This is a genomic window from Pseudomonas meliae (assembly GCF_001400515.1).
Classification (GTDB): Bacteria; Pseudomonadota; Gammaproteobacteria; order Pseudomonadales; family Pseudomonadaceae; genus Aquipseudomonas; species Aquipseudomonas amygdali.
Genome location: NZ_LJQT01000486.1, coordinates 1 through 3,786, shown reverse-complemented (window position 1 = coordinate 3,786; position 3,786 = coordinate 1). Strand labels below are relative to the sequence as shown.

The 3,786-nt window shown below is 55.1% G+C and carries 4 protein-coding genes and 2 pseudogenes; 5 read left to right on the top strand and 1 reads right to left on the bottom strand.

Features of this window, described 5'->3' with window-relative positions; genetic code table 11:
• Window positions 1-81: pseudogene (locus ALO64_RS24855) on the bottom strand (RidA family protein); the annotation flags it as partial.
• A gap of 275 nt (window positions 82-356) precedes the next feature.
• On the opposite strand from ALO64_RS24855, the gene ALO64_RS22650 reads away from it, so the two are divergent.
• The 5 genes and pseudogenes from ALO64_RS22650 to ALO64_RS22635 all read left to right on the top strand — a co-directional run.
• Window positions 357-608 (top strand): antitoxin, encoded by a 252-nt coding sequence (locus ALO64_RS22650; protein ID WP_044345466.1) that lies wholly within the window; start codon window positions 357-359, stop codon window positions 606-608.
• On the top strand, window positions 605-916 hold the full coding sequence (locus ALO64_RS22645) for a type II toxin-antitoxin system RelE/ParE family toxin (protein ID WP_044345467.1): 312 nt from the start codon (window positions 605-607) through the stop codon (window positions 914-916). Before ALO64_RS22650 ends, ALO64_RS22645 begins: the two co-directional genes overlap by 4 nt.
• 394 nt (window positions 917-1,310) lie before the next feature.
• Window positions 1,311-1,517 carry a recombinase family protein gene (locus ALO64_RS26575; protein WP_268794418.1) on the top strand — a complete coding sequence of 69 codons (207 nt, stop codon included), beginning with the start codon at window positions 1,311-1,313 and terminating at the stop codon, window positions 1,515-1,517.
• Window positions 1,475-1,918, top strand: a complete 444-nt coding sequence (locus ALO64_RS22640) for a recombinase family protein (protein WP_268794419.1) — start codon at window positions 1,475-1,477, stop codon at window positions 1,916-1,918. Before ALO64_RS26575 ends, ALO64_RS22640 begins: the two co-directional genes overlap by 43 nt.
• Window positions 1,888-3,782, top strand: a pseudogene (locus ALO64_RS22635) (Tn3 family transposase); the annotation flags it as partial. The gene ALO64_RS22640 and the pseudogene ALO64_RS22635, both read left to right, overlap by 31 nt.
• Between the last annotated feature and the right edge of the window lie 4 nt (window positions 3,783-3,786).

Below are 3,786 nucleotides of genomic sequence, written 5' to 3'. Positions count from 1 at the left end.
GATCTGGGTGCTGACCAGCACGCCGTTGAAGTCGGCGACGTCCGAGGAGATGGAGTCCGCATCGGGATCGGGGGTGAAGATGGGGGTGTAAGCCGGAACCGCCGAAAATTCCGTCGGAAAACGTCTGAGGCTAGTTTTTCGGCTGGTTCGTCTACCCGACATGGTTTTACGTACACGTTTTACCCATGGAAAGGTGCCATCTTCGCGCTTGGCGCGGCAGCATCGGAAATCATATGTTTTACGACAACTTACACCAATGCTGGCTTGGTGTTACCAGATGGCGGTTCATGTACAATTGCCTGCCCTATAAGCACATATGTAATAATGTGGGAGTGTGTAATTTTGGAGGTTACCCCATGAGTCGACTGACCATCGACATAACAGACCAGCAGCACCAAAGCCTGAAAGCGCTGGCTGCCTTGCAGGGCAAGACCATCAAACAATACGCGCTGGAAAAGCTGTTTCCCGGCGATGCTGATGCCAATCAGGCATGGAACGAACTGAAAACCCTGCTCGGCACCCGCATCAATGAGGGCCTCGCTGGCAAGGTGTCTACCAAGAGCATCAGCGAAATTCTCAATGAAGAACTGACCGAGGATCGAGCTTGACCGGGTACGTTCTCGCTACGGCGGCGGAATCCGACCTGAGCAGCATCGTCCGCTACACCCGCAAACAATGGGGTGATGCACAGGTGCGCCGCTACATCGCCACGTTGGAACAGGGTATTGCCAGCCTTGCCGCCGGCCGGGGTGTGTTCAAAGACATGAGTGCGCTTTTTCCGGCTCTACGGATGGGGCGGTACGAACATCATTACGTTTTCTGTCTGCCGCGTGAGGGAGCACCTGCTCTAATCGTGGCCATTTTCCATGAACGTATGGACCTGATGAAACGACTGGCTAACCGGCTCAAAGAGTGATGGCTTGGGCAGCCATGATCGAAATGGCGGCTGGTAACACAACTGCTTGTTCTACCCCGTGTAGGGGGCCGGGGAGCAATGGAACAGAGAAGTCAGTTAAGGGGGTCGGTTCCGGCTGGGGGCGAAATGACACCCTAAGCTTTTCGCCGTTGGGCCAGAGATATTCGCCAGTCAGAAATACGTGAGCCCAACCAAGCGGAGAGATGTGTGCCAGAAGTTCGGGTGGCACATCTAGCCCTTCGGTGGGCAGATCAAACAGTGCCGAGCGCTGTCGCTCGGTGAAAATGTGTCGTCTCGGCATCACTACTGTCCCTGTTGAAGTATAGTCTGTTTTGTACAAAACTCAGCCCATGCAAATCAAGGCTTCCCGCACCATAAAACGACGAGGGTTCAATTGGGACAACGAGCCGCTATTTATTGCCGTGTTTCGACGGCTGACCAATCATGCGAACGGCAGGAGCGTGACCTCACAGCGTTTGCCCATCGTGCAGGTTTTGAGGTCACCGCAATTTTTAAGGAAACTGGATCAGGTGCGAAGCTTGTGAGCGACGTAAGATCATGGCGCTGGCCCAGTCGAGACATATCGAAGTCATTCTGGTGACGGAATTGTCTCGATGGGGCCGATCAACGATCGATCTTCTCAACACGCTACGAGAACTGGAAGGCTGGAAGGTGTCTGTCATTGCTATGAATGGTATGGCGTTCGACCTGTCGTCACCGCATGGTCGTATGCTGGCGACGTTTCTATCCGGCATCGCGGAGTTCGAGCGCGATCTCATCAGTGAACGAGTCAAGTCAGGCCTCGCCGCTGCTCGTGCCCGAGGGCGTAAGCTCGGGCGGCAAGTAGGCGTGCGCCCGAAATCCGACAAACTTTACCCCAAAGTCATCGAAGCGATTGAAGCAGGTCGCAGTTACAGATGGATTGCCCGAGATCTTGGTATTAGCAAGAACACCGTCACTGAAATTGTCCGCAGGCATCGCGAAACGGCGATGAACGAATAGGCGGTTCCAAGGCAGCGGTCACTGATACTCTGCGCGCCTTCACCGCTCTGGGGGCTTCTTTGCTCGAAGCCCATAATGATGGTATGCCGTTGGAAATGGCGATCTCCAAATCGACGCAATGGGGTAAGCTAGAACAACTGGTCGCTACAGGCGCTCAGCTCAGCAATACGCTTGCTGACGATCCATTAGCTCATGTCGGACAAGGGTATCATCGCTTCCGCCGCTATGCGCCGCGTATGTTGCGATGCCTGAAACTCGAGGCTGCATCAGTGGCTCAGCCTTTGATCGCGGCGGCGAAAGCCATCGGGCAAATGCAAGCGTTACCATCGGTAGCGAACAGCTTCTTACGCCCAAATTCAAAATGGCACCGGCATCTTCGAGCACAAGACCAAGGTGACAACCGTCTCCGTGAAGTGGCAGTCATGTTCCACCTCCGTGATGCCTTTCGATCCGGTGACATCTGGCTAGATCATTCACGCCGCTATGGCGATCTCAAGCAGGTACTCGTGCCATTGGTCACGGCACAGACAAACACTAGACTGGCCGTTCCCCTCGATCCGCAGCTTTTTGGCTGACGGATCGAAAAGCACGCCTCGCCGATGGACTGAAGCGACTTGCGCGCGCAGCGCGTGACGGCACCATCCCTCATGGCAGCATCGAGGACGGAACGTTACGGATCGACCGACTGACGGCTGATGTTCCGGATAACGCCGAGGAGCTGATACTCGATCTTTATCGCCGGATGCCACCCATTCGAATCACCGACATCTTGCTTGAGGTTGATGCTGCGCTCGGGTTTACCGAAGCCTTTACCCATTTAAGAACAGGGGTTCCATGCAATGACCAGATCGGCCTACTCAATGTATTACTCGCGGAAGGGCTGAACCTTGGGCTGCGTAAGATGGCGGAGGCCACAAATACGCATGATTACTGGCAACTCTCACGCCTTGCCCGTTGGCATGTCGAGAGCGAAGCAATGGACCGGGCTCTGGCGACCGTGGTTGCTGCGCAGGCAAAGCTGCCGATGTCCAGGTTCTGGGGTATTGGTTCAACCGCATCAAGCGATGGTCAGTTCTTTCCTTCAGCCCGGCAGGGAGAGGCCATGAACATGGTTAACGCCAAATATGGAAACGAACCCGGCCTTAAGGCTTACACGCACGTCAATGACCATTTCGCGTTGTTCGCGTCACAAATGATTCCCGCGACAGTCAGCGAGGCTCCATACATACTTGATGGCCTGATGATGAATGAGGCTGGTCGGCAGGTTGGAGAGCAATATGCCGATACAGCCGGCTTTACAGATCACCTATTTGGGACCAGCGGCATACTCGGATATCAGCTCGTTCTACGTATACGCGATTTGCCCTCCAAGCGCCTTTACGTGTTCAATCCGGCAGAGACGCCGAAGGATTTGCGCAAGCTAGTCGGCGGTAAAATCCGAGAGGAACTGATCGTTGCTAACTGGCCTGACCTATTCCGCTGCGCCGCTACCATGACCGCCGGAAAGATCAAGCCCAGTCAGTTGCTCCGCAAGCTCGCCTCCTACCCGCGCCAGAACGATCTGGCGGTTGCTCTGCGTGAGGTTGGCCGTGTGGAGCGAACACTCTTTATTATTGAGTGGATTCTAGACACGGACATGCAGCGGCGCGCCCAGATCGGCCTTAACAAGGGTGAGGCTCACCATGCTCTCAAGAATGCGTTGCGCATCGGCCGCCAGGGCGAAATACGTGACCGCACAAGCGAAGGGCAGCATTACCGGATTGCTGGGCTCAACCTGCTCACCGCAATCATTATCTACTGGAACACCATCCACATCGGTCACGCGGTCGCTGAACGACAAAGGGAAGGGCTAGGGAAGATCTGAAGTA